Below are 24,326 nucleotides of genomic sequence, written 5' to 3' on the forward strand. Positions count from 1 at the left end.
TCATGCCTCCACGCTACCAACGTTGAATACCTGTGCTGCGTACTGCAGGAACGATGGGTCTTCGCAGACGTTCTTGACCGGGTCATCGGAAAATTTCACCACCGGCTCGCCGTGTACTCGCACCAGCTTCATCACGATACTCAATGGCTCCACGCCGTCCACATCACAGGCAAGGCTGGTGCCCATGCCGAAGCCGAACCTGGCCTTGCCGCGGATATGCCGCAGGATCGGCAGGCATTTTTCGAAATTCAGACCATCGGAGAACATAAGGTCTTTGGTCATCGGGTCGATACCGAGCGCCTTGTATCTGGCCAGCACCTTGTCGGCCCACACGATGGGGTCCCCGGAATCCTGGCGCAGGCCGTCGTAGAGCTTGGCGAAGTACAGATCGAAATCCTTGAGGAAGAAATCGGTGCTGATGCAATCGGTCAGGGCCATGCCAAGACGGCCGCGGTACTCGCGCACCCAGTTTTCCAGTGCGGCGTTCTGGCTTTCGCGCAGGCGCCCCAATTGCTGGTGCACCATCAGCCATTGGTGGGCCATGGTGCCGATCAGCGGCAAGTCGAATTCATAGGCCAGGTGTGCGTTGCTGGTGCCGAGGAACTGGCCGGGGAAGTCGCGGCGCATGATGTCCACCACTTCGCGCTGGGCCTTGAATGACAGGCGCCGCCGCGTGGAAAAGTCGGAGACGCGCAGGTCGGCCAGTTCGTCGCGGCTGAGGTTTTTCTCCAGCCAGTCGAACTTCTGGTAGAGCTTGCGGGTGACGTCTTCGAGGGTGACGTCGGGGTACTTGTCGCGGTTGCGCAGCTCGCTGACCAGCGCCAGTACCGGTTGCTCGAACATGATGCAGTGCAGCATCGGGCCGATCACCCGGATGTTCAATTGCCCGTCCACTTCACTGACGTGGATATAACGCAGGTTGAAGCGAAACAGCCCGAGGAAGCGCTCGTAATCCGGCGTGAGGTATTCGCGAAAGCGCGGGTTGAACAGGAAGCGCAGCTCGCCTTCACGCATCTGCAGGCCGGCCAGCTGTTCCAGCTCGGCGCGCAGCTGCGGGATCAGATGGCCGAGTTTTTCCCTGGAGCGGACGATGAAGTTGTACTCCACATCCACATTGGGGTGCTGGTGCAGCACCGCCTGCATCATGGTGAAGGTGTAGTAATCGGTGTCGAGCAAGCCCTGGATGACCGGGGACTCGGTGTCATAGGCGCTTTCCATGGTGGATCTCCTTAACGCGTGGCCATCGCGGCCAGTTCTTCGCGGGTGCGGCTGATAGCGGCACCGGCCTTGAGCAATTCGTTGACGGCCTGCACGCCGCCCTCTTCAGTGATCCCTCGACACCCCGGCAGGTGCAACACCACCTGCAGCCCGGCCTTGAGCAGTTGCAGGGCGGTGGTCTTGACGCAGTAGTCCAGGGCCAGGCCACCGACGAGCACGCGGACGATGCCCCGGGCCTTGAGGTATTCAATGACGCCGGTCGACAGCTTGTCGTGCAGGTCGTGGTAGCAAGCGCCGTAGGGGTGCAGGTCGGGTTCGACGCCCTTCCACACGAAGTAGTCGTAGTCATAAGGGCTGGGCAATTCAGCCAGCAAGGTGAAGCCCTCGGTACCCGGCACGCAGTGGCTGACCCAGGTGACATCGGCGTGAGCCAGGCCGGTAGGTTGCAGCATCTGGCTGTGCTGCTCGACCACCCAGGGCGCCTGCGGGCTGTGGGCGTCCTTGCTGCCGATACGGCGCCCGGCAAGGCTGGCCATGTAGTTGAGTTCGGCACCGATCAGGTCTCCTCCGGCTACGGGCAGTTCGTCGGGGCACAGCGGCGTGAAACTCTTCTGGGCATCCACATCGAATGAGGCAATGGCAGTTTTGGCGAGGGTCATGGTGATTCTCCGGTGGCCTGGAAACAAAAGTACATGTCATGTACTTTCAAGGCAACAAGTATTTTCACGACTGCCTGAGCTCGAGTACATGACATATCTGTCCGAAGCGTTAGACTAGGTGCCTACGTTGTAAGAAGGACGTCACATGCCATTGAGCCCCTACCTGCACACCGTCGACTTGTGCGTACTGTGTTACTCCCGTGCCTGCGGGGAATTGAAGCTGTTGCTCAACAAGCGCGATGCCGAGCCCTTTGCCGGACATTGGGCATTGCCGGGTGTGGTGGTCAATGGCGATGTGCAGGACCTGAGCCTGCAGGATGCGGTGGAGCGACTTCGCGCCAGTGACAAGGTCGGCCTCGATCTGGTCTGGAACGAACAGGTGGGCACCGTGGGCGATGCGTTTCGCGACCCGCGCTGCTGGTCATCGTCCACTTACTACCTGGCGATCGTGGCCGAAGAAGTCGCGCTGGGCGGCCATCAGGCCTGGTATTCGTTGAGTGCGGTAGCCGATGGCAGTATCAAGTTACCGTTTGATCACAACAGGCTTGTGGCGGCCGTACAGGAGCGATTGTTTTCCAAATCGCTGTACAGCAGCCTGCCGTTGATGTTCCTGGGCCGTGAGTTCAGCGCACCGGAGGCGACTACGATTTTTTCTTTGGTACTCGCCCGGCCGGTGCTCAAGACCAGTATCCGCCAGCGCTTGCTGAAACTGACCGAGGCCGGGTATCTGCGCGAAACCGGGCGCAAAAAGCAGGGTGAAGGCGGCCGGCCCCAGGCGACGGTGGACATGTTGAAGCCAGGAGAGATCTACTTCTTTGATCGCAGCTTTGCCGAGTAACCGAACAACGAATATCAACGGGGTGGGGCTGGTTGTCCGTGCCCACCGTGTTGATCGGTGCACGCCACTAGTTCATCCAGTTACCGCCATCGACGTTGTAGGTCTGCGCGACGACATAGTCAGCCTCTTTCGACGCCAGGAAGATCGCCATGCCGATCAGGTCTTCAGCCGTGCCCATGCGCCCGTAAGGCACCTCGTCCGCTACCCGTTTCTTCTTCTCGCCCGGCGCCAGGCCTTCATGCCGGGCGAAGAGTGCATCCACTCCATCCCAGTGCTCACCGTCCACCACGCCCGGGGCGATGGCATTGACGTTGATGCCCTGCCTGATCAGGTTCAACCCCGCCGATTGCGTCAGGCTGATCACCGCCGCCTTGGTCGCGCAATACACCGCCACCAGCGCCTCGCCGCGCCGCCCGGCCTGGCTGGCCATGTTGATGATCTTGCCGCCGTGGCCCTGGCGGATCATCTGCCGCGCGGCGGCCTGCAAGGTAAACAGCGTACCCGCGACGTTGATCGAAAATAACCGTTCATAGCTGTCGCGGGTGATGTCGACGATGGGTGCCAGGTCGAAGAGTGCCGCGTTATTGATCAGAATATCCAGCTTGCCGGCGTGGGCGACCACGGCGGCGATGGCTGCGTCAATGGAGGCCTGGTCGGTGACGTCCATTGCCACCGCGTAAGCCTGGGGGCCCAGTTCGGCAGCGGTCTGCTCGGCGCGCTGCAGGTTGATATCGGCAATGGCGACCGTGGCGCCTTCGTGAATATAGGCCTGGGCAAACGCGCGACCAATGCCGCGCGCCGATCCGGTGATCAGCGCGCTTTTACCTTCAAGTCGTTTCATGGCGGTGTCCTTTGCAATCATGTCGGATTCCTGCACGGCTGATTACAGCAGTTGTAGACGACCTCTCACAAACGCACCGCACACGCTCGACCGGTACTTTTTTAACCGACCTCAAACGTGCAAAAAAGTATCAGTGCCCGATAGCACCGTGGGTAGCGCCGAGCCTGCCAAGGCGCGTATTTTGGCGGTTATCCAACGCACAAGAGGCAGCCGCATGCCCATCCGCGCTCCCCTGTTCGAGCAACGCCGCGCCGAACGTGAAGTGATCCTGCCCGAACCGCAGCACTGCTTTCGCTGGTTCGAGCATGACTACCCGATTGACTTGGCGCGCTGGAACCACCACCCCGAATTCGAAATCCACCTGATCCGCCACGGCAGCGGCAAGCTGGTGGCGGGCGACTATATCGGTGCATTCGGTGCCGGGCATGTCGCGCTGATCGGTCCCGACCTGCCCCACGACTGGATTGGCGACCTGGCACCCGGCGAGTACCAGCGCGGCCGTGACGTGGTACTGCAATTCGACGGCGCCGCCCTCCTTGCCCTGCGCGAGGCCCTGCCGGAACTTGGCAACCTGCAGCCGCTGTTTGAACAGGCGCGACGCGGCCTGGAGTTCAAGCACGAAACAGCGGCGCAGGCGGCGCGGCTGATGGAAGCCATCGGCAACGCCCAGGGCCTGCAACGCCTGGTGCTGTTCCTGCAACTGCTCGACACCCTCAAGAACGCCCCGCCCCGACAGATCAAGGTCCTCGCCAGCCCGCGCTACGCACCGACCCTGGACCCGCGCAGCGCCGACCGCATCAACCAGGCCTTCGACTACCTCATGCGTGAATTGAGCGGCGAGGTGCGCGTGTCGGATATCGCCCGGCAGCTGGAAATGAGCGAACCAGGCTTCTCGCGCTTTTTCAAACGCAATACCGGCCATGGTTTTATCGAACTGATGCGCAAATTTCGCGTGCAGCGCGCCTGCCGGCTGTTGCTGCAAAGCGACAGATCGGTGGCGGACATCTGTTTTGAAGTGGGCTACGCCAACCTGTCCAACTTCAACCGGCATTTTCGGATCGAGATGAACCAGACGCCCAGTGAATATCGGCGTGAGACCGGCCTGCACGCGGTCAGTCACCTCGGCTGAATGACACCCTGTCATTTTCTGATCAAAGAGACGGTTATTTCCGCCTTTTCTCAGTCGATTCAGACCATTGACGAAAGTTGGTACAGCCTGTGCAAACGTTTGCGGAACGAACCTGGTCGCCAGGTTCACCCTGCCCGAGCAATCGGGTTCAAACCGCGTACGAATAGGGATTTTCAATGCACCCCACCTCAACGCCTCGTGCTTGCCTTGGTGTTTCCTTGCTACTGGCCGCCGTTACGGGACTACTCAGTGCACCCATTTTGGCGCACGACCAACCTTCGGATGACTCGGCACAGGGCGAAACCCTCAGCCCCGAGGCCAGCCCGCCGGCGAAAAAAGGCGCTTACCTGTCGGAATGGTTCAACCAGGACCTCACGCTGATCGGCAGCAAGGACATCAGCTTCGGTCCCAAGCCCCAGGACGACGTCTACCTGGAATACGAGTATTTCGGCCGCAAGGGGCCATTCGAGCTGTACGGCTACATCGACGTGCCAAAGATCCTCGGCATCGGTAACAGTAACGACAAAGGCGCGTGGGACCACGGCTCGCCCGTGTTCATGGAACATGAGCCGCGTATCTCCATCGACTACCTGGCCGGTCGCAGCCTGGCGATCGGGCCGTTCAAGGAATGGTATGTGGCGTTCGACTGGATCTACGACCACGGCAGCAACAAAGAGAATCGCGCCAATACCCTGTACAGCGGCCTTGGCACCGACATCGACACCCACTCGCGGGTCAACCTGTCGGCCAACTTCTACGGGCGCTACCAGTGGGAAAACTACGGCGCCAGCAATGAATATTCCTGGGACGGCTACCGCGCGCAGATGAAATACATCGTGCCCATCGGCAAATTCGACAACGGCGCCTCGCTGACCTACATCGGTTTTACCAACTACGATTTCGGCTCGGACCTGCACAAGGACAACCCGGCGCGCACCGCCAATTCCCTGGTGGCCACCAACGTGTTGTTGTACTCGTTCACCCATCTGCGCTTCACCCTGGTCGGCCGTTACTTTCATAACGGCGGCAACTGGGAAGATGGCAGCGAGTTGAATTTCGGCGAAGGCAACTTTCGCGCCCGCTCCGACGGCTGGGGTTACTACGCCGGCGTGGGCTACCAATTCTGATCAAGGAGCTGCAGATGAAAACTTTAACCCGCCTCTCGATGGCCATCGGCCTCGCCCTGCTGCCCCACGTGGTGCTGGCGGACAGCGCTGCGCCGATCAAGCCCAAGGTGATGTTGATCACCATGTTCGCCCCCGAGGCGCAAACCTGGATCGATCGCCTGGAGCTCAAACAGGAGGTACGCGTGCCCGGCTTGTCCGCCGAGTACCCGGCGATTCGCTGCAACACCCAGGACGTGTGCCTGCTGGTGACCGGCATGGGCCAGACCAACGCCGCCGCCTCCACCCTGGCACTGGCCCTGTCGCCCAGGTTCGACCTGCGCCAGAGCTATTTCCTGATCGCCGGGATTGCCGGTATCAGCCCCAAGCATGGCACCATCGGCACAGCCGCCTGGGCGCATTACCTGGTGGAATTCGGTACGCAGTGGGAGCTGGATTCCCGCGACGCGCCCAAGGATTGGCCGACGGGTTATATCGGCATCAACACCAAGGGCCCCAATGAAAAACCGCCGCTGGACTACAAGACCGAAGTGTTCGAGCTCAACCCAAAGCTTCAGGCCAAGGCGTTTGCCTTGTCGCACAAGGTTGAGTTGACTGAAAGCAAGGAGTCCGCCGCCTGGCGCAAGCACTACCCCGCCGCCCCGGCCAATCAGCCGCCCCAGGTCACACGCTGCGACACCCTGGCGGGCAATACCTGGTTTTCCGGCACCCGCCTGAGCGAACGCGCCGAGGTGTGGACCAAACTGCTTACGGACAACAAAGGCGAATACTGCACCACCCAGCAGGAAGACAACTCCACCTATGAAGCGCTGCTGCGCGCCAGCCGCGAAGGGCTGGTGGACATCCAGCGCCTGGCGGTGGTGCGTGCAGGCTCCGACTTTGACCGCCCGTACCCGGGCTACAGCGAAGTGGACAACCTGCTCAAGTACGCCGACCAGGGTGGGTTTGTACCGGCGTTGGAGAACCTCTACCGCACGGGCAATCTGCTGGTACAGGCGATCCTGAACAACTGGTCGGCCTGGGAAAAAGGCGTTCCAGAGGCCTGATACAGATCCAACTGTGGGAGGGGGCTTGCTCCCGAAAGCGATGCATCAGCCAGTACGTGATTGGCTGATCACCGCTATCGGGGCAAGGGCCCGCCGATCAATCATCTCAGGCGTTGGCAGACGACTTGGCGCATTCGCAACCCGTTGCCGCCGCGCACGGCTCACCGTGCGCATGATGCTCGGCGCAGCCCTGGCAGCAGTAGCCCTTGCCGTCCTTCATTATCGCGTCGACACCCAGTACGCATTTGCAGTGTGGGCAGGCACAGGTTTGATCCGGCATGGTCAGACTCCTTCTTCATGGTCGTCACGGCGCGGCGAATGCCACACCTTAAACAGTGACTCCAGGCACGGCGCCAAGGTTCAGCGCCGTCAGTCAGCCTGACGCGTATTGCTGCGATACATGAACACCAGGGCCAGGGCCAGGCACAGCATCGCCACGATCCGGCTACCGGACAACTCGATCGCGGGGTTGCCCAGCCAGCCGAAGTTGTCGATCAGCATGCCCATGCCCAATTGCCCCACGATCACCGCTACCGTGGCAACCGCCGTACCCACCACCGGCACGGCGCCGACCATTACCATCATGTACACCACGCCGAACAGGGCACCGGTCAACTGCCACTTGGGCACCTCCAGCAAACTGACAGCCTGGGCGGGCTCAAAGAAAAAAATCAGCAGCGCGGTGGTGAGCGCACCGACCGCAAAGGTCAGCAGGCTACTGCGCAACACCCCGACGGTCTGGCCCAGACGACCGTTGATGGCGGCCTGCACGCTCAATACCGCACCTGCGGCGACCACCACGACCAACAACACAATCAGATTCATCGCCTTACCCTCGTGCAATCAGAACAAGTGCCGCCACAATCAACGCCAGGGCTATCCAGCGCTCCACATTGACCCGCTTGCGCGCCGTGCCGAACCAGCCGAAATGGTCGATCAGCACGCTCTTGCCCACTTGGCCGGAGAGGATCGCAATCATCGTCATGGCCACACCGATATGGGGCGTGGCCAGGGTCAGCACCACCACGTACATCGGCCCCAGGAAACCGCCGATCAACTGCCAGCGCGGCAGTTGCGTGAAAGCCGGGCCCTTTTGCGGGCCGCTGAACAACAACAGCAGAAACAGGATCGCCGAGCCGACGCCAAAGATGCTCAACGTGGCCCATAAATGCCCGACCTGCACCCCCAATGGCCCGAGCAAACCGGCCTCCACCGACAGGCCCATGCCTGCCAGGATGACCAACGGCAGCAACAGCAACCGAAGCATGTTCCGCTTCGGCCGCGACTGGGCCGTACCTTCGATAGAACCTGCCTGCATACATCACCCGCACTTCAAGAAAAAAACAGGGGTGCATTATCCGGTGGTCGAGTTGTGCGATAAATGGCAGCATGCAGACAACACCTTTGCGCAAAACGCACAGCCCGGAGCCGCCATGCAAGGTTTGAACGAGTTGAGTTTCAAGGCGCTGCGCCTGTTCGTCGCGGTGCTGGACCAAGGCAGTTTTTCCGAGGTAGCGCGCCGCGAAGGCCTTGCGCCCTCCTCCATTTCGCGGCAGATCCAACTGATGGAGCAAGCCCTCGGCCAGCAGTTGCTGTACCGCCACACCCGCGCCGTGAGCCCCACCGAAGCCGGTCGCCTGCTCGGGCGGCATGCGCGGCTGATGCTCGAGCAACTGGAGACTGCCAGCCAGGCCCTGCAAGAGCAGGACAGCGAACCCAGCGGACTGGTGCGCATCAATGCGCCAATGGTGTTCGGCCAGCGCCACCTTTCGCCGTGGCTGGGGGAACTGTGCCGACGCTATCCGAAGCTGCAACTGGACATCCAGCAAACCGATACCTTCGTCGACCCGCTGCAAGACGGCACCGACCTGCTGTTTCGCATCGGCGTACTCAATGATTCCAGCATGCAGGCGCGGATCTTCGCGCCGCAACGCTTTCGCCTCGCCGCCAGCCCCGCCTACCTGGCACGGCACGGCACGCCGCGCCATCCCGACGAACTGGTCAATCACCGATGCCTGGCCTACAAGGGCATCAAAGGCCAGGAGCGCTGGTTCTTGCGTCGCGACCAGGGCGACTGGAGCGCCTACAGCGTCAAGGGCCCGATTACCGGCAACCACGCCGACACCCTGACCCACGCCGCCGAACAGGGCCTGGGGCTGGTGGTGTTTCCCTCCTGGCTGATCGGCGAGAGCCTGCGCGCGGGCACCTTGCAGGCGGTACTGACGGAATACGAGGTGGCAACCACCCTGGAGCCCCAGCAGATCGCGGCGTTATGGCCGGGCAGTCGAAGGCTCTCGCTCAAGGTGCGCACGGTGATCGATTATTTCGTGGAGTGTTTTGGGACGGTGCCGTATTGGGATCGGTGAGTTCCCCTGAACGTCGAACGGACATCTGTGAGGGGAATTCCTACGGAAAAATGTAGGCTCATTCTGTTTTTCCGGGCCAGCATTCCCTGGTACGCCGAGCTGCGGCAGACTCTCGGCGAAACCTATTTTGGAGTAATGCCATGGATGTCATGTACTGCAAACCGTCGCCCACTGAACGAGCGGCTTCAGCAGGTGGTTCAGCCATTTTTGATAGCTCACGTAGTTTTGGCTGTTTTTGGCCAAAACACGGGGAAAACCAGATGACCATCATACCTTTGGGCGAGGCAAAAAATAATCTGTCGAAATGGGTCGATGAGGCTGCCGCCGGCAAAGTCATTACCATCGCCAAGCACGGGCGCGCAATGGCGCAGCTTGTTCCCATCGGCAAGTCCAAGGCTCGGCGAATCGGTGCGATGAAAGGCAAGCTGGTGATCCCCCAGGACTTCGACGCGCCGCTGTCGAAAGACCTGCTGGATGCGTTCGAAGGTGCCCATTCATGAGGGTGCTGCTGGATACCCATATTCTGCTTTGGGCACTCAATGATGACCCGAGGTTATCCAGCAAAGCGCTCAGATTGATTGAAAATGCCGCCGATGTTTACGTGAGCGCCGCGACATTCTGGGAAATGGCCATCAAGGTCAGCATGGGGAAGCTCGATGTCGATCTGGACGAAATCCGTGATCACTGTTTGGAGAGCGGGTTTATCCAATTGCCGATCACCTCAGAGCACGCTATTGCGGTCAAGGAGCTCGAGCCACATCACAAAGATCCCTTCGATCGACTGATTGTCGCCACAGCAATCAGTGAACCCATGAAACTGTTGACCTCTGATCCGCAAGTTGCCCATTACAGCCCTCTCGCCATTCTGGTGTAGGTCATGACCCAGCAACAGACAGATCACTCAGAACACCCACTGCCCGATCAACCAGGCATTCGCTCCACTGATCACCGCAAATAAAAACCATGCCAGCAATCGGGTGGGCAGGCGGTTAACGAATGGTCCCATCAGCTGCTTGTCGCCGGTCATGCGGATCAGCGGGTATAGCGCGAAGGGCAACTGCAGGCTCAGGACCACCTGGCTCAGAATAAGCAGCTTGCCGATGGCGTCGTCGCCCATCAGCCACACCCCGAGAAACGCCGGGATGAGCGCCAGCCCACGGGTGATCAGGCGGCGCTGCCAGCACGGGATGCGCAGGTTCAGGTAGCCCTCCATGATCACCTGCCCGGCGATCGTGCCGGTGAAGGTCGAACTCTGGCCGGAGGCCAGCAAGGCAATGCCGAACAGGATGCTGGCGAACGCGCCGCCCACCAGCGGGTCGAGCAGATGATAGGCGTCCTGAATCTCCACCACGTCGGTATGGCCGGTCTTGTGGAACGCTGCGGCGGCCAGCACCAGGATGGCCGCGTTGACCAGCAGGGCCAGGGCCAGCGAGCCGATGGTGTCGATGCGTGCCAGCTTGACCGCGTCCTGTTTGCTGGCCAGGTCCTTGCCGATCAGGCGGGTCTGCACAATGGAGGTGTGCAGGTAAAGGTTATGCGGCATCACGGTCGCACCGAGGATACCGATGGCCAGGTACAGCGGCGCAGCATCGCTGATGGCCGACAGGGATGGGGTGAAGCCACTGAGCACGTCCGGCCAGTAGGGTTTGATCAACACCAGTTCGATGAAGAAACACACGCCGATGGTCGCAACCAGCGCCAGCATGATTGCTTCCAGTCGGCGGAAACCACGGTTCTGCAAGGCCAGGATCAACAACGTGTCGAAGGCGGTGATGACGATACCTGTGGTCAGCGACACACCGAGCAGCAGGTGAAACGCCAGGGCGCAGCCGAGCACCTCGGCGAGGTCGGTGGCGATGATGGAAACTTCCGCCAGCGCCCACTGTGTGCGTGCCGAGCGCTTGCTGTAGCGCTCGCGGCACAGTTGCGCCAGGTCCTTGCCGGTCGCGATACCCAGCCGCGAGCACAGGCACTGCACCGCCATACCCGCGAGGCTCGCCAGCAACACTACAAATAACAGGCTGTAGCCATAGCGCGACCCGGCTTCGATGGCGGTCGCCCAGTTGCCGGGGTCCATGTAGCCGATGGAGATCAACAGGCCGGGGCCGGCGAACATCAGGGCGCGCTTGAAAAACGACGCTTTGGGGTCAACGGCAACGGAGCCGGCCACTTCCGGCGGGCAGAAGGGGGCGGTAGCAATTTTCGGCAGGCTGAATTTCACGCGGTATCCCAGGCAAACACACAAGTCAGGGCGCCAGCTTAGCAGTCCGACGCGACCGAGCGCATCACCGTCTCCCGGGGCAGGTCAAACGTTTCAACCACTTGCACCACCAGGTCCAGTTCCTGATTCAGCGCCTCACGTTCCAGGCGCTGGCGAATCACGCCGACCACCAGCACCGCCAGGGTTGTGATCGAATAAGCCGGTCCGGAAAACGCCCGTACGCCGCTGACCAGCAACATTGCGGCCGCCACCGCCTGGCCCACCACCGGAATCGCCGTGGCGGCACCGCGTCGCACAATAAACCCGGTAAGCCCGGCCAATGCGGTGCCGCTCAAGGCGGTGGTGGCCGAACGGCCAACGTTGAAACGCCTGAACAAGCCTTGCTCTTTGTGCATCGCGGCCTTGAGTTCGGCCTCGAACGCCTGACGGTCGGCAGCGCTGAGTTTGTCCTGGTACTGCTCGATCAGCGTTTGCGCAACCTGCGCTTCGATATCCGCCAGGGCAACGCTGGCAACGGCATCGTCGAACTTGATGCCCAGGCGTTGCGCCACCGCTTCGGCGATCTGCCGATAGGCCACACCGTGACCACGGGCCAGGTTCATAAAGCTGTCGCCGCCCATGCGCTGCAACTCGATGGCGAGCTTGCGCGGTTCGCGCACTCCGGCATCAATCGAGGCACTGCGCTTTTGTGCCATCAACTCGGCGAGAAATTTCAACTCATCCGGTCGCGCCTGCATCAGGATCGGGAACAAGTCCGCATCCTCTTCGGCAAAGCGCACTTCACTGCTGCGCAGGTCAGCGCGGATCAGGCCCCGGCGCTCCTGCAGCAGATCGGTGTACTGCACCACTGTTTTCAACTGCGGCCAGTAGGCGGCATGGTCGAAACTGGCCAGGTGAACATTGGTGACCTTGGCCTTCAGGGCCGGCGTCACTGCGATGGCATAGCGGCCAATGCAACGCTCGGTGTCCGGCTTCATCGCCAGTGCCCAGTCCTTGCTGGAGTGGCAATTGATCACCCGCCCCCTGAGCGGCGCCGTCACCGCCTCCCACGGGCTCGACGTACAAATCGCCCCGCCCATCAGCAACAGATTGTTCAACGGCAGTTCATGGGCGATTTCAGGGCTGGCCAGCACACTCTTGACCACGATCCGCGCACCCAGAGAGTGACCGATGAGATTGATTTGCCGCACCTGGAGCGATTCGGAGTGCAGGTAGCTCGCCAGCTCGGGCAACAAGGTCCTGGCCACTTCATCGACACGCGCCTCGACACTTTTGTAATGGTCGAGAAAGTAAGCAATCGCCTTGCCCACCCCCACCGTCGCCGCGCCCAGGCCGCCTCCGCCCAGCATCGAGGCGATCACCTCCTTGAACGGCGCAAACAGGTTTTCCAGAAAGTGCCCCGCCGGCCAGAACAGCATCAGGTTGGTCGAGCCTTCAATGCCCGCCAACTGTTCCTTGAAGCCAGCCAACTGCTGCCGGCTGAAAAACGCCGAATAACCGTGAACATAGAGATTGAGCACGTCCCCCTGGGGCTCGCCGCACAGTACAAACGTGGGCTTGCGGGTACGGTGCATTTCATCCCACTGGTGCTGCATGGGGCGGTGACTCCTGGTGACGAGGGAGGAGGATAGTATCAAAGGCCAGGGTTGAACGTCGTGCCGCAGGGGGAAAAGGCCTGCGCTGGCGCCCTCTTTCTTGCGTGAACCTGCACCGCAGCCACCCCACAAGGATTCGCCGATTATCCAGGTGGATGGAAAGTCATGGCATAAATTCGGGATTTTGTTCGCGTATTGGCTGCTATAGCCTGGGTTCAGTCCTTTACCGAACCGAGGAATCACCATGAGCAAGCCCGAATTTTTTGTCACCCCAGGCTACGGCGATTACATGCGCCAGCACCTGCATTATTCGCAAGCGGTAAAAGTCGGCGATCGCGTGGAAACCTCAGGCCAGGGCGGCTGGGACGATGAGTTCCAGATTCCCGCCGACCTGGCGGACGAAATCGCCCAGGCCTTCCATAACCTGGAACGCACCCTCGCGACCGCCGGCACGTGCTGGGAGCACGTGATTCACGTCAATTCCTACCACGTCGGCGGTTTTCCGCCCGAGGTCAACGAGGCGATGGTCAAGCACTACCGTCAGTACATGCCCAACCATGCGCCGATCTGGACGCAGGTGGGTGTCGAAGCCCTGGGCTTGCCGGCGATGCGCGTGGAAATCCGCGTGACTGCGATTATTCCCTGACCCCGAACGTATGAATCACCCACTCGACAAACACCCTGAGTCGCGCGCTCTGATGGCGATTGGGTGGGTAGAGAATGTGCAGCGGCGTGGCCGGGCGTGACCAGTCCGACAACACGCTGACCAATTGGCCATTGTCCACGTAGTGCTGCACGATTGACTTGAAATGCTGCCCGACGCCCAAGCCTGCCAGCAGCATTTCCTTGAGGCCGTTGCCGTCATTGCTGGAGTAGGCGCAATCGCCCACCTCGATGCACCTGCCGTCCCGCTCGAAAACCAGCGGCTGGGCCTTACCCGACCCGGCAGAGAAATAGCCGGCCTTGAGGTGGTTGTGCGCCAGGTCTTCCGGGGATACCGGCAGCCCCCGACGCGCCAGGTAACTGGGCGCGGCGCAGGTCAGGTATTGCAGGTCCGCCACTTTGCGGCCGATCATCGCCATGTCATCAAGCTTGCCGGCGCGGATCACGCAATCCACGCCCTCCCCCACGATATTGACCGCACGATCACTGATCCCCAGGGCGACGGTGATATCCGGATACTCACGATGAAAATCCACCAGCGCGGGAATCAGCAGGCAGTTGGCAAACGACGCCGGCGCATCCACCCGCAGGTGCCCGCCGGGTTTGAGCAACTGACCGCGCATGGCACTGTCCACTTCATCCAGCTCCGCCACCAGGCGACGGGCCTGCTGGCAATACTCCAACCCATCGGACGTCGGCGTCAGGACACGGGTGGTGCGGTGCATCAACTGGACGCCCAGGTGCTTCTCAAGGTCGATGATCAACTTGCTGACGGTGGAACGTGGCAGCCCCAGTTGGTCAGACGCACGGCTGAATGAACCGGTGTCGACGACACGGACGAAAGCGCGTAGGGCAAGGAGCTGGTTCATGAGGTTGACTTATCCAATATAATCGATCTTCACCTGACCACCGGAAAACGTCGCAATGATCGCCAACTCACCGCCCATCGCGCGGGTGGCAGTTGCGCGACATGCCGATGTAATCCTGTGTATTCAATGCCCTAATCCAGGCAAACATGCCACCCCACGCGGCAAAAACACAATTATCACGCGGTAAAAAGCGCTCTAATACGCGCCAGTCGATTTGGTTTTGAGCATCCTGGAGTTCGTAATGCCCCATGAAGGCAACCTGTTACAAGCAGCCGTGGTATTCCTGTTCGCCGCAGTGCTGGCCGTGCCCCTGGCCAAGCGCCTGCAACTGGGCGCGGTGCTGGGCTATCTGTTCGCCGGTGTGATCATCGGCCCCTCGGTCCTGGGCCTGATCGGCAACCCGCAAAGCGTGGCGCAGTTCTCCGAATTGGGCGTGGTGCTGCTGCTGTTCATCATCGGCCTGGAGCTTTCGCCCAAACGCTTGTGGGTGATGCGCAAGGCGGTATTCGGTGTCGGCCTGGCCCAGGTGCTGCTCACCGGGCTGGTCATGGGCGTGGTGGCGCTGTGGCTGTTTGGCCAGTCATGGAACAGCGCGATTGTGCTGGGCCTGGGCCTGGCGCTGTCCTCCACCGCGTTCGGCCTGCAAAGCCTGGCCGAGCGCAAGGAACTCAACCAACCCCATGGGCGCCTGGCCTTTGCGATCCTGTTGTTCCAGGACATCGCGGCAATCCCCTTGATCGCCATGGTGCCGCTGCTGGCCGGCAGCGATCATCCGACCACCGAAGCCCAGGGCGTGCAGCACGTCTTGCAGATCCTGGGCAGCATCGCCGTAGTGATCATCGGCGGGCGCTACCTGTTGCGCCCGGTGTTTCGCATCGTCGCCAAGACCGGCCTGCGCGAAGTCTCCACCGCCACCGCGTTGCTGGTGGTGATCGGTACCGCCTGGCTGATGGAACTGGTGGGCGTGTCCATGGCTCTCGGCGCTTTCCTCGCCGGGCTGCTGCTGGCGGACTCCGAATACCGCCACGAACTGGAATCCCAGATCGAACCGTTCAAGGGCCTGCTGCTGGGTCTGTTCTTTATCAGCGTGGGCATGGGCGCCAACCTCAGCCTGCTGCTCAGCACACCGCTGGTGGTGATCGGGCTGACCTTGCTGTTGATCGGGTTGAAACTGCCGCTGTTGTACGCCGTGGGTCGCAAGGTGGGTGAGCTCAATCGTGAAAGTGCCCTGCGCCTGGGCGTGGTGCTGGCGGCCGGCGGTGAGTTTGCTTTTGTGGTGTTCAAGATCGGGCGCGACCAGGGCCTGTTCGAGCCGCATCTCTACGATGTGCTGGTGCTGACCATCACCCTGTCCATGGCCGTGACACCGCTGCTGCTGTTGATATGCCCGAAGCTGTTCAAACCCAAGGTCAAGTCGGTGGACGTACCCGAGGAATACCGCGCCATCGAAGGCGATGCACCGCGTGTGGTGATCGCCGGCATGGGCCGGATGGGCCAGATCGTCGCGCGTATCCTGCGCGCGCAGAACGTCTCGTTCATTGCCCTGGACACCTCGGTGGAAACCATCGAACTGACCCGCAGTTTCGGCGGCATGCCGGTGTTCTACGGCGACCCGCAACGCCCGGAAATCCTGCATGCGGCCAAGGTCGAACAGGCGGAGTTCTTCGTGATCGCCATGGATGACCCGGAGATCAACATCAAGACCGCCGAACTGGTGCGCAACCTCTACCCGCACATGAAGATCATCGCCCGCGCGCGTAACCGCCAGCACGTACACCGCCTGGTGGACCTGGACGCCTCACCGGTGCGTGAAACCTTTTATTCCAGCCTGGAGATGAGCCGACGCACCCTGGTCGGCCTCGGCTTGAGCCAGGCTCAGGCCGATGCGCGCATCGACCGCTTCAAGGCCCACGACCAGCAGGTCCTCGCCGCCCAGCATGCGGTGTACGACGATGCGGCCAAAGTCATGCAGACTGCCCAGGAAGCCCGTACCGAACTGGCGCGCCTGTTCGAGATGGATCGACTGCAAGAAGAGTCCGACAAGGTGTGAGGTGGCAGGTGAACGATCTTGCGATTTTTCTGACAGAATACGCCGCAATTTCGTTCATCTCTGGAGCGCTTCATGGCCACGTTCACCAAGACCGCACTGCTGCTGGCCCTCGCGCTTACCGCCGGCAGCGTATGGGCTGCCTCCAAGGCGACCACGCAAACCATCTCCACCCTGGGCGGCAAGTTCACCTTCGACCTGCCCAAGGCCTACACCGCCGACACCCTGCCTTCCGGTAAAGCCGATGATGGCACCGCCGATACCCAGGGCACCCTGTACGCCAACGCTACCACCAAAAGCGTGGTGATCGTCGCCGAAACCGTACGTAACGATGGGGTAGCCATCAAGGACAACGACCCGCAGTTCCTCGATGGCGCCGTAGCCGACTTCGTCAAGAACCAGAGCGCCGCCCTGCCCGACTTCAAGAAGCAAAACGAGAAAAAACTCACCTACAAAGGCCTCGGCCTGCGGCAAGTCGACAGCACCGCCACCCAAGGCGGCGGCAAGACGTTGAACTCCACCTTTCTCGGCGGTTCCGGCAATCAGCTGCTGGTGATCCAGGCGATTTCGCGCGCGGATGATGTGAAGGGGCATGCTGCGCTGGTCAAGCAGATTACCGGCGGCAAGTAAGCCAATCTCCAATGTGGGAGGGGGCTTGCCCCCTCCCACATTTTCAACTGCGTTTCACTTCAAACTTTTCTCCAGCCAGGCTTTTAAATCCTGGATTTCCGCTTCGCTGATCGTATGGTTCATCCCGGGATACCCATGAAATTCCGGCTTCAACCCAATCCCCTCGAGCACCGCATTCGCCCGCGTCCCCAACGCATAAGGCAGCGCCTGGTCCAACGTGCCATGGCCGATAAAGATCGCCAGCTTGCCCAACGCTTCATCCTGCTTGAGCTCGGCCTTTAGCACCGGCAACACACTGCCGCTCAGGGCCGCTATGCCACGCAGCAGCTCGGGTCTGCGCAAGCCCACTTCATAGGACATGATCGCGCCCTGGCTGAACCCGACCAGAAACACACGATCACTCATGGTGTGATACTTGGCGGTGGCCTTGGCCACGAAGTCTTCAATCAGCCTGGCGCTGCTCTGCAGATCGGCGGTCACGCCATCGTAATCACCGTCACCGGGGGCCTTGGTGAACCAGCGATAGCCACGTGGCTCCACCGGCAGCGGCGCACGCACCGACAGGTAGGTCCAGGTGGAAGGCAGCGCATCCTTGATGCCGAACAGGTCTTCCTCGTTGCTGCCAAAGCCATGCAGGAAAATCACCAGCGGCTGGTTGCGTGAATCGCCCTGGGTTTGCTCCAGGTACGACAGCGGCAAGTCGGTGTGCAGGTCGGCATCCGCCTGGGCGACACCGGCCAGCAGGGTCAGGGTGAGCGCGAGCAATTTGAGCATGGGAACTGTCCCTCAGGGTTTGCGCAACAAATAGGTGTCCATGATCCAGCCATTGGCGAGCCGCGCAGCCTTGCGTACCCGTTGGATGTCTTGCGCCACATCAGCCACTTTGCCGCTGATCAGGATTTCATCCGGCGTGCCCAGGTAGGCGCCCCAATAGATGTCCAGGTCTTGATCGGCCACGCTGCGGTAGGAGTCTTCGGCATCGAGCATCACCACCAGGGTGTCGGCATCACTCGCCTGCCCCGCCGCCAGGCGCCGCCCGGTGGTGATTTCAATGGATTTACCGATCCGGTTCAACGGCACTTTATGCCGGGCCGCCAGGGCCTGCACGCTGGTAATGCCGGGGATCACCTCAAACTCGAATTCACAGCGGCCGTCGGCCAGGATCGCCTGCAGGATGCGAATGGTGCTGTCGTACAACGCCGGGTCACCCCAGGCCAGAAACGCGCCCACTTCGCCGTCGGCCATTTCCTCGTTGATCATACGCTCGAAGGTTTGCTGCTTGTCGCGGTTGAGGTCACGCACGGCGGTGGTGTAGTCGATATCACCGCGCGCGCGCTCAGGGCAATCGGCCTCGACGAAGCGATAGCCGGACTCGGTGATATAGGTCTCGCAGATTTCACGCCGCAGGTCGATCAGTTTGTCCTTGCTCTGGCCCTTGTCCATCAGGAAAAACACGTCGGTGCGGTTCAGCGCCTTCACGGCCTGCATCGTGATGTAGTCGGGGTTGCCGGCGCCGATGCCGATGATCAGGATGCGTTTCATGGGTTGCTCTCATTGCGGAGCGTGGATTTTGCCATGATCGGGGCGTCAGGCGTAAGTTTCCAGACGCAGGCGCCAGACTGCATTGAAGCGCAGTTCGGTGCGCGACAGCGGTTCAACGTCGATCCGGTAGAACATCGAGACCGGGCACTGCATGACGAACAGCAGCGCAGCGCGGATAACGAACGGATGGGTCACTGCCAGCACATGGCCGGGCTGACGTTCCTGGGACTTGATCCAGTCCCCGACCCGCCTGCACAACTGCCCCAGCGTCTCGCCACCATGGGGCGCGGCGGCACTGTCGGTGAGCCAGGCGTTCATCTGATCACTGTCGAGATCGCCGATAGCCTGGCCTTTCCAGCGCCCCAGGTCCAGGTCGCGCAGGGCCGCTTCGGTGCACGGCTGCGCACCGAATAACGCCGCCGTCTGCCGGGCTCGTGCCTCCGGCCCGCACACCAGGCGCGCAGCCTTGGGGTAATGGCCTGCCAAAGACAGTTGCGAGCCTTGCCAGTCCATGAGCAGCGACTCGTCATCGGCAAAACGTGCCTGTTTCTGCGCCGCCGTGGCCGCATGGCAGATCAGGGTCAATCGGGTAGCCTGCACGCCATTCGCTCCGCCGGGATCAGGCTGCCAAGCCTGGCGCAGTTAACGCCTCGATGCAACGCCCGGCGACCGCGCCCTCAAGCCAATGCCGCCGCCGCAGGCACTGCCGCCGGGCTGGTGCTGGCCACAAAGTCCTCCTTGCGCAGCAGCACCAACGCGATCAGCGACACCACCCCGGTCGCCACATAGAAGTACCAGGGCGAGGTGATGTCACCGGTCACCTTGATCAGCCAGGTGGAGATCAGCGGCGCGCTGCCGCCAAACACCGCAACGGGCACGTTGTACGCCACGGCAATCCCGGTGGAACGGATGCGCGTGGGCAGCAGTTCGCTCATCAGCGCATAGGTGGACGAAGCGTACAGGCCGAACAGAATCGCCACCGCCATCAACGGCGCGAAGAAGGTTGCCGGCGTGGCGGTCGGTGCCATCTTGAACAGCCAGAACATCGCCAGGGTCGCCAGTGTGCCGATCACCATCAGGAACGGCTTGCGCCCGTACCTATCGGTGAAGGCGCCGCCGAACGGCATGACGAAGGCCGCCGAGAAGCTGGCGACGAACACATAAAGCAAGGTGGTGCCGCTGTCGAACTTGAGAATCTTGGCCATGTAGGTCGAGGCAAAGGTCAGCACCAGGTAAAAGATCGAGCTGTGCAAGGTGATGATGAAGAACACCAGGGCAATCGCGCGCTTCCACTGCCAGACTTCGCGCAGGGGTGCGCGAGAAGTTTGCCCGGCGCGTTGCAGGGCAAGGAACTCGGGGCTGTCTTCGAGCTTGAGGCGGATGTACATGGAAATGAAGCCCAGCGGCGCGGCGATCAGGAACGGCACGCGCCAGGCCCAGTCCTGCATCATGTCGGCGCCCAGCACCCAGGTCATGCCATTGGCCACGGCGCCGCCCAGCAGCAGGCCAAGCACGGCGGTGACCATCAACCAGCAGGTGGCAAAGCCGCGTCGGCCGGGACCGGCGTATTCGGAAATGAAGCTGGTGACCGTGCCGATTTCACCGCCCGCCGAGAAGCCTTGTACACAGCGCACCAGGATCAACAGAATCGGGGCGGCGATGCCCAGGGTCGCGTACGTGGGCAGCAAACCGAGCATCACCGTGGAGCCGGTCATCATCACCAGCGCCATGATCAGGGTTTTACGCCGGCCGATCTTGTCCGCCAGCGGGCCGAAGAACAGCCCGCCCAGGGGCCGGATGAAGAAGCTCAGGGCGAACGCGGCAAAACTGGCCAGCAGGCTGGTGGTGGGGTCGTCGGAGACGAAGAACGCCTGGCCGATATAGACGGCAAGAAAGCCGTAGACGCCATAGTCGTACCACTCGATCAAGTGGCCGGAGGTGGCACCGAGAAACGCGCGGCGGCGTTTGCGGACAGTGTCGTGCGCGTGATTGCCCATCGAGGGGGACTCCTTGTCTGTTTGTCGATCCATGCTAAAACGCGGCGATACTCGCCGCTTTGAGCGATTGCCGCAAGTCGGTCTTGAGGATTTTGCCGTAGCTGTTCTTGGGCAATTCGCTGCGCCACACATATTTCTTGGGTTTCTTGAACGATGCCATGCGCGCCAGGAACCAGGCCGTCAGCTCGGCTTCGTCGAGGGGCTGGCCGCTGCGCGTCACCACAAACGCCACCACCGACTCGCCCCACTGCGGGTCCGGTTCACCCACCACGCACACCTCAAACACCTCGGGATGCTGGGCCAGCACCTCCTCGACTTCGCGCGGGTAGACATTGCTGCCGCCGCTGATGATCACGTCCTTGGAGCGATCCGTGAGGGTCAGGTAGCCGGCGGGGTCGAGGAAACCGATGTCGCCGGTCAGCAACCAGCCATCGACCAGGGCCTGGCGCGTGGCCTCGGGGTTGCGCCAATACCCCTGCATCACCGTAGCGCCACGTACGGCAATTTCGCCGCGCGTTCCCATGGGCAGCGGTTGGTGCCCGGTATCAAGGATGCGGATTTCCACACAGGCTTGCGCATGGCCGACGGACGCGGCCAGGGTCGCCCAATCAGGGCGTTGACGGTCGGCAATCAGCCCACGGGGCAGCACGCTGATGGTCATCGGGCTCTCGCCCTGGCCGTAGATCTGCACCAGGCGGGCGCCAAAGGTGTCGACAGCATCGCGCAAGTCGGCCAGGTACATCGGGCCACCGCCGTAGACTATGGTCTTGATGCCTGCGCCGCTGTAGCCCTGGCGCCGCGCCTGCTCGACCATGCGCTTGACCATGGTCGGCGCGGCAAACAGCGAAACACTGCCCAGCTCGGCCGCCAGGCCAAACAGCTCGGCGGCGTCAAAACCATTGGACGCCGGCACCACATGGCGCGCGCCGCAGCGTACGTGAATGAAGTTATAGAGCCCGGCGCCATGGGACATCGGCGCGGCATACAGCGCCGCATCGTCGGCGCTCACCGGATCGACATCGGTGGCGTAACACAACGACATGGCGATCAGATTGCCATGGGACAGCATCACCCCCTTGGAACGCCCGGTGGTGCCGGAGGTATAGAACAGCCAGGCAAGGTCGTGATCCTGGCGCGGCACCGGTTGCTCCCGTGTCGCCCCGCCAGGGTCATCAGGCGGCAGCACGTGACCATCGAGCTCTGTGCAGCGCAGGGGTAGGTCCTGCGCTGAAAACACCCGGCCGCCATCGGTAAAGATCAGGCGGGCCTGGGCGTTATCGGCGATCCACGCCGCCTCGGTCGGATGCAGCTTGGCGTTGATCGGCACCGCCACCGCACCCATCCACCAGATGGCGTAGAGCAACTCCAGGTAGTCGCAGCTGTTTTTCATCAGCACCGCCACCGCATCCCCCGGCTGCACGCCGTGCTGGTCCTGCAACTGCGCGGCGCGCTGGCGCACATGGGCGGTGAAGGTGGCGTAGTCGGCCACTTGCCGGGCGCCGTCGAACAGTGCCGGGCGTTGCGGGTCGCGACGCTGGGTGTCGTGCAACCAGTTGGCAATGTTCATGGCTCAGTACCGGCGCGCATGCAGGACCGAGGCGTAGTTGGCCACCGCCATTCCACCCATGTTGAACACCAGCCCGAACTCCGCGTTGGGCACCGCCAGGCCGATCGGCTCGCCGGTCAATTGCCGGAACGCCAGGGCATGCATCGAGACACCCGTCGCGCCAACGGGATGGCCCTTGGCCTTGAGCCCACCGGAAAGGTTCACCGGCAAGCGCCCGCCCGCGCGCACCACACCGCTGTCGAGTACACGGTGCCCCTCGCCTTTGGGCGCCAGGCCCATGGCTTCGTAGATCAGCAGCTCGGCGATGGTGAAGCAATCATGCACCTCGGCGAAACTCAGGTCGGCCAGGGTCACACTGGCCCCGCGCAAGGCGGAGTGAATGGCCCGCTGCGGGCCTTCAAACGCGAGGATGTCGCGCTGGGCGATAGGCAAGGTGTCATTGACCTGGGTCATCGCGCGAATCTGCACATCGCGACGGAACGCCCGCGCGCGCTTGGGTGAAGCCAGGATGATCGCCGCCGCACCATCGCTGATCAGCGAGCAATCGGTAAGGCGCAGCGAATCGGCTACGAACGGGTTGCTCTGGGACACATTGTTGCAGTGCTCGAAATTCATCTCCCGGTGCATCTGCGCCAACGGGTTGGCCATGGCATTGGAGTGATTCTTGGTGGCAATCGCCGCCATCGAGCCCAGCGGGCTATGGTAGCGCTCGGCGTATTGGCGCGCGGCGCGACCGAACAGCTGCGGGAAACTCAGGCCGGCCTCGGCGGCATCGTTCTGGTAACCGGCACCGGCCAGCGCCTGGGTGACGGCAGCCGTGGAGGTGTGGGTCATTTTTTCGGCGCCCACCACCAGCACCAACTCGGCGCTGCCGGAGAGAATCGCATTGACCCCGGCCTGGATCGCCGCCGAACCGGACGCACAAGCGTTTTCACAGCGCGTGGCCGGCTTGAAGCGCAGCCCGGGGTCGGCCTGCAGCAGCAATGACGCGGCAAAACCGTCGGGCACCAGCCCGGCATTGAAGTGGCCAAGGAACAGCGCATCGATTTGCGATGCCTCAAGGTCGGCATCGCCGAGGGCCTCACGCGTGACCTGAACAATCAGATCCTCCAGCGTGGTGCCTTCCAGACGACCAAAACGCGAATGACCAGCGGCAACGATAGACACGCAATCAACAGGCATAATCAATTTCTTCTGTTCTTCAACCGGACTTCCCCTACAATGAACCAGCTCTGGCCGCACGCCAATTCGTGTAACTACTTACATGGATAAGTAGTTACAAGGATAAGTATTCGCCAGTGAGTTGAACAACGAGGCAGGATGCCCATGACCGTGTTTACCCAGCCCTTGCAAGACCTCGAACGCCTGGCGTTCAAACTGTCCCCCGCTCCGCAGTTGGTCACCAGCAACCGCGTGATACTCGACTGCAACGACGCGTTCCTGAAACTGTTCGGCTATGCCCGCGAGGCGCTGGTCAATCAGTTGACCTTGCTGATCTACCCGTCCAAGGCCGACTACCACGCCATCGGCAAGCGCAGCCATGATTGGTTGCTCGACAGCGACAACGGTTTTTATTCCGACGAGCGCTTCATGCAGCATCGCAACGGCGAGGTGTTCTGGGCCAAATCCCATGGCTACACTCTTACGCCCAGGGACCCGTTCAAGCTGATGATCTGGCACTTCGAACGCCTGGACCGCAGTCACCAGGGCACCGGGGACTTGACGCCGCGGGAGCGCGAGATTGCCATGCATATCGTGAACGGGCTCAAATCCAAGGAAATCGCCCTGCGCCTGGGGATTTCCCACCGCACGGTGGAAGTGCATCGAGCACGGTTGATGAGGAAGTTGCAGGCCAAGACGGTGGTGGAGTTGGTGTCGAAGATCATTATGGTGGCGTGAGGGGGCTTGCCCCCGATGGCGGCCTCAGGGCCGACCAGGATGTTGGATCAGATCGAGTACATATCCGTTTCTGCG

Annotated in this window: 27 protein-coding genes; 11 read left to right on the forward strand and 16 right to left on the reverse strand. The window is 61.7% G+C overall.

Annotated elements, in window-relative coordinates:
• Both pncB and BFP90_RS14480 read right to left on the reverse strand, forming a co-directional pair.
• On the reverse strand, positions 1–1,218 hold the full coding sequence (gene pncB, locus BFP90_RS14475; RefSeq protein WP_065894281.1) for a nicotinate phosphoribosyltransferase: 1,218 nt from the start codon (positions 1,216–1,218) through the stop codon (positions 1–3).
• A gap of 11 nt (positions 1,219–1,229) precedes the next feature.
• Positions 1,230–1,877, reverse strand: coding sequence for a nicotinamidase (locus tag BFP90_RS14480; RefSeq protein WP_065894279.1), 648 nt, complete (start codon positions 1,875–1,877; stop codon positions 1,230–1,232).
• A gap of 145 nt (positions 1,878–2,022) precedes the next feature.
• Here BFP90_RS14480 and BFP90_RS14485 point away from each other — a divergent pair, with 145 nt between their 5' ends.
• Positions 2,023–2,715 (forward strand): NUDIX hydrolase, encoded by a 693-nt coding sequence (locus BFP90_RS14485; RefSeq protein ID WP_065894278.1) that lies wholly within the window; start codon positions 2,023–2,025, stop codon positions 2,713–2,715.
• Between the two features lie 67 nt (positions 2,716–2,782).
• On the opposite strand, the gene BFP90_RS14490 is transcribed toward BFP90_RS14485, so the two are convergent.
• A complete protein-coding gene (locus BFP90_RS14490) occupies positions 2,783–3,556 on the reverse strand; it encodes an L-iditol 2-dehydrogenase (RefSeq protein WP_065897166.1) in 774 nt (257 codons plus the stop codon).
• Positions 3,557–3,770: 214 nt separating this feature from the next.
• Here BFP90_RS14490 and BFP90_RS14495 point away from each other — a divergent pair, with 214 nt between their 5' ends.
• The 3 genes from BFP90_RS14495 (at position 3,771) to BFP90_RS14505 (ending at position 6,855) form a co-directional block, all read left to right on the forward strand.
• Positions 3,771–4,685: a helix-turn-helix domain-containing protein gene (locus BFP90_RS14495; protein WP_065897138.1), complete on the forward strand. Its 915-nt coding sequence runs from the start codon at positions 3,771–3,773 to the stop codon at positions 4,683–4,685.
• A 176-nt stretch (positions 4,686–4,861) separates the two neighbouring features.
• Positions 4,862–5,812: a nucleoside-specific channel-forming protein Tsx gene (locus BFP90_RS14500; protein ID WP_065884702.1), complete on the forward strand. Its 951-nt coding sequence runs from the start codon at positions 4,862–4,864 to the stop codon at positions 5,810–5,812.
• 14 nt (positions 5,813–5,826) lie between these two features.
• Positions 5,827–6,855 (forward strand): purine-nucleoside phosphorylase, encoded by a 1,029-nt coding sequence (locus BFP90_RS14505; protein ID WP_065897140.1) that lies wholly within the window; start codon positions 5,827–5,829, stop codon positions 6,853–6,855.
• Positions 6,856–6,961: 106 nt separating this feature from the next.
• On the opposite strand, the gene BFP90_RS27435 is transcribed toward BFP90_RS14505, so the two are convergent.
• The 3 genes from BFP90_RS27435 to BFP90_RS14515 form a co-directional block, all read right to left on the reverse strand.
• Positions 6,962–7,135: a metallothionein gene (locus BFP90_RS27435; protein ID WP_083203250.1), complete on the reverse strand. Its 174-nt coding sequence runs from the start codon at positions 7,133–7,135 to the stop codon at positions 6,962–6,964.
• Between the two features lie 89 nt (positions 7,136–7,224).
• Entirely contained in the window at positions 7,225–7,680 is a 456-nt protein-coding gene (locus tag BFP90_RS14510; protein ID WP_065884704.1) for a DMT family transporter, read from the reverse strand.
• Between the two features lie 4 nt (positions 7,681–7,684).
• Entirely contained in the window at positions 7,685–8,173 is a 489-nt protein-coding gene (locus BFP90_RS14515; RefSeq protein WP_065897141.1) for a DMT family transporter, read from the reverse strand.
• 115 nt (positions 8,174–8,288) lie between these two features.
• Here BFP90_RS14515 and BFP90_RS14520 point away from each other — a divergent pair, with 115 nt between their 5' ends.
• The 3 genes from BFP90_RS14520 (at position 8,289) to BFP90_RS14530 (ending at position 10,095) form a co-directional block, all read left to right on the forward strand.
• Positions 8,289–9,221 (forward strand): LysR family transcriptional regulator, encoded by a 933-nt coding sequence (locus BFP90_RS14520; protein WP_065884706.1) that lies wholly within the window; start codon positions 8,289–8,291, stop codon positions 9,219–9,221.
• A gap of 140 nt (positions 9,222–9,361) precedes the next feature.
• Positions 9,362–9,721 (forward strand): type II toxin-antitoxin system Phd/YefM family antitoxin, encoded by a 360-nt coding sequence (locus BFP90_RS14525; RefSeq protein ID WP_170876043.1) that lies wholly within the window; start codon positions 9,362–9,364, stop codon positions 9,719–9,721.
• Positions 9,718–10,095 carry a type II toxin-antitoxin system VapC family toxin gene (locus BFP90_RS14530; RefSeq protein ID WP_065897143.1) on the forward strand — a complete coding sequence of 126 codons (378 nt, stop codon included), beginning with the start codon at positions 9,718–9,720 and terminating at the stop codon, positions 10,093–10,095. Before BFP90_RS14525 ends, BFP90_RS14530 begins: the two co-directional genes overlap by 4 nt.
• A gap of 27 nt (positions 10,096–10,122) precedes the next feature.
• Here BFP90_RS14530 and BFP90_RS14535 read toward each other — a convergent pair whose 3' ends face one another.
• On the reverse strand, positions 10,123–11,442 hold the full coding sequence (locus BFP90_RS14535; RefSeq protein WP_065897145.1) for an Nramp family divalent metal transporter: 1,320 nt from the start codon (positions 11,440–11,442) through the stop codon (positions 10,123–10,125).
• A gap of 38 nt (positions 11,443–11,480) precedes the next feature.
• A complete protein-coding gene (locus BFP90_RS14540) occupies positions 11,481–13,037 on the reverse strand; it encodes a DUF726 domain-containing protein (protein ID WP_065894266.1) in 1,557 nt (518 codons plus the stop codon).
• A gap of 244 nt (positions 13,038–13,281) precedes the next feature.
• On the opposite strand from BFP90_RS14540, the gene BFP90_RS14545 reads away from it, so the two are divergent.
• Positions 13,282–13,683: a RidA family protein gene (locus tag BFP90_RS14545; protein WP_065884711.1), complete on the forward strand. Its 402-nt coding sequence runs from the start codon at positions 13,282–13,284 to the stop codon at positions 13,681–13,683.
• Here the strand turns inward: BFP90_RS14545 and BFP90_RS14550 are convergent.
• Together BFP90_RS14550 and BFP90_RS28340 are read right to left on the reverse strand one after the other, a co-directional pair.
• Positions 13,673–14,569: a LysR substrate-binding domain-containing protein gene (locus BFP90_RS14550; protein ID WP_065894264.1), complete on the reverse strand. Its 897-nt coding sequence runs from the start codon at positions 14,567–14,569 to the stop codon at positions 13,673–13,675. The genes BFP90_RS14545 and BFP90_RS14550 overlap by 11 nt on opposite strands.
• Positions 14,570–14,636: 67 nt before the next feature.
• On the reverse strand, positions 14,637–14,819 hold the full coding sequence (locus BFP90_RS28340; RefSeq protein WP_130138709.1) for a hypothetical protein: 183 nt from the start codon (positions 14,817–14,819) through the stop codon (positions 14,637–14,639).
• Between BFP90_RS28340 and BFP90_RS14555 the strand changes: the two genes are divergently transcribed.
• The gene (locus tag BFP90_RS14555) at positions 14,811–16,619 is read left to right on the forward strand and encodes a monovalent cation:proton antiporter-2 (CPA2) family protein (protein WP_065894262.1); all 1,809 of its coding nucleotides are present in this window, start codon (positions 14,811–14,813) and stop codon (positions 16,617–16,619) included. The two genes, BFP90_RS28340 and BFP90_RS14555, sit on opposite strands and share 9 nt — an antisense overlap.
• Before the next feature lie 72 nt (positions 16,620–16,691).
• Positions 16,692–17,246, forward strand: a complete 555-nt coding sequence (locus tag BFP90_RS14560; protein ID WP_065894261.1) for a hypothetical protein — start codon at positions 16,692–16,694, stop codon at positions 17,244–17,246.
• Positions 17,247–17,300: 54 nt separating this feature from the next.
• Here the strand turns inward: BFP90_RS14560 and BFP90_RS14565 are convergent, their stop codons facing one another.
• The 6 genes from BFP90_RS14565 to BFP90_RS14590 form a co-directional block, all read right to left on the reverse strand.
• Positions 17,301–18,020, reverse strand: coding sequence for an alpha/beta hydrolase (locus BFP90_RS14565; protein WP_065897146.1), 720 nt, complete (start codon positions 18,018–18,020; stop codon positions 17,301–17,303).
• Between the two features lie 12 nt (positions 18,021–18,032).
• Positions 18,033–18,788, reverse strand: coding sequence for a precorrin-6A synthase (deacetylating) (gene cobF, locus BFP90_RS14570; protein WP_065897148.1), 756 nt, complete (start codon positions 18,786–18,788; stop codon positions 18,033–18,035).
• Positions 18,789–18,833: 45 nt separating this feature from the next.
• Positions 18,834–19,388, reverse strand: coding sequence for a histidine phosphatase family protein (locus tag BFP90_RS14575; protein WP_065897150.1), 555 nt, complete (start codon positions 19,386–19,388; stop codon positions 18,834–18,836).
• 77 nt (positions 19,389–19,465) lie between these two features.
• A complete protein-coding gene (locus BFP90_RS14580; RefSeq protein ID WP_065894258.1) occupies positions 19,466–20,785 on the reverse strand; it encodes an MFS transporter in 1,320 nt (439 codons plus the stop codon).
• Between the two features lie 34 nt (positions 20,786–20,819).
• Entirely contained in the window at positions 20,820–22,352 is a 1,533-nt protein-coding gene (locus BFP90_RS14585; protein WP_065894256.1) for a class I adenylate-forming enzyme family protein, read from the reverse strand.
• 3 nt (positions 22,353–22,355) lie between these two features.
• A complete protein-coding gene (locus tag BFP90_RS14590; RefSeq protein WP_065897151.1) occupies positions 22,356–23,534 on the reverse strand; it encodes an acetyl-CoA acetyltransferase in 1,179 nt (392 codons plus the stop codon).
• A 144-nt stretch (positions 23,535–23,678) separates the two neighbouring features.
• Between BFP90_RS14590 and BFP90_RS14595 the strand changes: the two genes are divergently transcribed.
• Complete coding sequence (locus tag BFP90_RS14595) at positions 23,679–24,251, forward strand: LuxR C-terminal-related transcriptional regulator (RefSeq protein WP_065884721.1); 573 nt, start codon at positions 23,679–23,681, stop codon at positions 24,249–24,251.
• Positions 24,252–24,326: the final 75 nt, after the last annotated feature.

This window comes from Pseudomonas sp. 24 E 13, from assembly GCF_900004715.1.
GTDB lineage: Bacteria > Pseudomonadota > Gammaproteobacteria > Pseudomonadales > Pseudomonadaceae > Aquipseudomonas > Aquipseudomonas orientalis_A.

What these genes read in the sequence shown, in the direction of transcription:
- pncB (WP_065894281.1), bottom strand. Translation starts at nt 1,218, where the DNA reads ATGGAAAGCGCCTATGACACCGAGTCCCCGGTCATCCAGGGCTTGCTC.
- BFP90_RS14480 (WP_065894279.1), bottom strand. Translation starts at nt 1,877, where the DNA reads ATGACCCTCGCCAAAACTGCCATTGCCTCATTCGATGTGGATGCCCAG.
- BFP90_RS14485 (WP_065894278.1), top strand. Translation starts at nt 2,023, where the DNA reads ATGCCATTGAGCCCCTACCTGCACACCGTCGACTTGTGCGTACTGTGT.
- BFP90_RS14490 (WP_065897166.1), bottom strand. Translation starts at nt 3,556, where the DNA reads ATGAAACGACTTGAAGGTAAAAGCGCGCTGATCACCGGATCGGCGCGC.
- BFP90_RS14495 (WP_065897138.1), top strand. Translation starts at nt 3,771, where the DNA reads ATGCCCATCCGCGCTCCCCTGTTCGAGCAACGCCGCGCCGAACGTGAA.
- BFP90_RS14500 (WP_065884702.1), top strand. Translation starts at nt 4,862, where the DNA reads ATGCACCCCACCTCAACGCCTCGTGCTTGCCTTGGTGTTTCCTTGCTA.
- BFP90_RS14505 (WP_065897140.1), top strand. Translation starts at nt 5,827, where the DNA reads ATGAAAACTTTAACCCGCCTCTCGATGGCCATCGGCCTCGCCCTGCTG.
- BFP90_RS27435 (WP_083203250.1), bottom strand. Translation starts at nt 7,135, where the DNA reads ATGCCGGATCAAACCTGTGCCTGCCCACACTGCAAATGCGTACTGGGT.
- BFP90_RS14510 (WP_065884704.1), bottom strand. Translation starts at nt 7,680, where the DNA reads ATGAATCTGATTGTGTTGTTGGTCGTGGTGGTCGCCGCAGGTGCGGTA.
- BFP90_RS14515 (WP_065897141.1), bottom strand. Translation starts at nt 8,173, where the DNA reads ATGCAGGCAGGTTCTATCGAAGGTACGGCCCAGTCGCGGCCGAAGCGG.
- BFP90_RS14520 (WP_065884706.1), top strand. Translation starts at nt 8,289, where the DNA reads ATGCAAGGTTTGAACGAGTTGAGTTTCAAGGCGCTGCGCCTGTTCGTC.
- BFP90_RS14525 (WP_170876043.1), top strand. Translation starts at nt 9,362, where the DNA reads ATGGATGTCATGTACTGCAAACCGTCGCCCACTGAACGAGCGGCTTCA.
- BFP90_RS14530 (WP_065897143.1), top strand. Translation starts at nt 9,718, where the DNA reads ATGAGGGTGCTGCTGGATACCCATATTCTGCTTTGGGCACTCAATGAT.
- BFP90_RS14540 (WP_065894266.1), bottom strand. Translation starts at nt 13,037, where the DNA reads ATGCAGCACCAGTGGGATGAAATGCACCGTACCCGCAAGCCCACGTTT.
- BFP90_RS14545 (WP_065884711.1), top strand. Translation starts at nt 13,282, where the DNA reads ATGAGCAAGCCCGAATTTTTTGTCACCCCAGGCTACGGCGATTACATG.
- BFP90_RS14550 (WP_065894264.1), bottom strand. Translation starts at nt 14,569, where the DNA reads ATGAACCAGCTCCTTGCCCTACGCGCTTTCGTCCGTGTCGTCGACACC.
- BFP90_RS14555 (WP_065894262.1), top strand. Translation starts at nt 14,811, where the DNA reads ATGCCCCATGAAGGCAACCTGTTACAAGCAGCCGTGGTATTCCTGTTC.
- BFP90_RS28340 (WP_130138709.1), bottom strand. Translation starts at nt 14,819, where the DNA reads ATGGGGCATTACGAACTCCAGGATGCTCAAAACCAAATCGACTGGCGC.
- BFP90_RS14560 (WP_065894261.1), top strand. Translation starts at nt 16,692, where the DNA reads ATGGCCACGTTCACCAAGACCGCACTGCTGCTGGCCCTCGCGCTTACC.
- BFP90_RS14565 (WP_065897146.1), bottom strand. Translation starts at nt 18,020, where the DNA reads ATGCTCAAATTGCTCGCGCTCACCCTGACCCTGCTGGCCGGTGTCGCC.
- cobF (WP_065897148.1), bottom strand. Translation starts at nt 18,788, where the DNA reads ATGAAACGCATCCTGATCATCGGCATCGGCGCCGGCAACCCCGACTAC.
- BFP90_RS14580 (WP_065894258.1), bottom strand. Translation starts at nt 20,785, where the DNA reads ATGGGCAATCACGCGCACGACACTGTCCGCAAACGCCGCCGCGCGTTT.
- BFP90_RS14585 (WP_065894256.1), bottom strand. Translation starts at nt 22,352, where the DNA reads ATGAACATTGCCAACTGGTTGCACGACACCCAGCGTCGCGACCCGCAA.
- BFP90_RS14590 (WP_065897151.1), bottom strand. Translation starts at nt 23,534, where the DNA reads ATGCCTGTTGATTGCGTGTCTATCGTTGCCGCTGGTCATTCGCGTTTT.
- BFP90_RS14595 (WP_065884721.1), top strand. Translation starts at nt 23,679, where the DNA reads ATGACCGTGTTTACCCAGCCCTTGCAAGACCTCGAACGCCTGGCGTTC.